Source organism: Shigella sp. FC1967 (assembly GCF_001743005.1).
GTDB lineage: Bacteria > Pseudomonadota > Gammaproteobacteria > Enterobacterales > Enterobacteriaceae > Proteus.
Genome location: NZ_MIIZ01001257.1, coordinates 1 through 440, shown reverse-complemented (window position 1 = coordinate 440; position 440 = coordinate 1). Strand labels below are relative to the sequence as shown.

Here is a 440-nt window from a genome sequence, read left to right as displayed (position 1 = left end):
TTATATGCCGCACAAACGAGTGGGTGTAACTGAATAGCTTTACCTTCGATAAGGATTGGTTCAAATGCCTGAATACCTAAACGGTGAAGTGTTGGTGCACGGTTTAGCATTACTGGGTGTTCGCGGATAACTTCATCTAAGATATCCCAAACAACCGCTTCTTCGCGCTCAACCATTTTTTTTAGCGGCTTTGATTGTTGTCGCTAAACCACGGGTTTCCAGTTTTCCGTAAATAAATGGTTTGAATAACTCAAGAGCCATTTTTTTTCGGTAGACCACACTGATGCAGACGCAGGTATGGACCAACGGTAATTACAGAACGACCAGAATAGTCAACACGTTTTACCTAACAGGTTTTGACGGAAACGACCTTGTTTACCTTTGATCATATCAGCCAAAGATTTCAGAGGACGTTTGTTAGAACCTGTAATCGCACGACC

Annotated in this window: 1 pseudogene; it reads right to left on the bottom strand. The window is 42.5% G+C overall.

Annotation, left to right across the window (positions count from 1 at the left end):
• Positions 1-440: pseudogene (locus tag BHE89_RS20855) on the bottom strand (DNA-directed RNA polymerase subunit beta'); the annotation flags it as partial.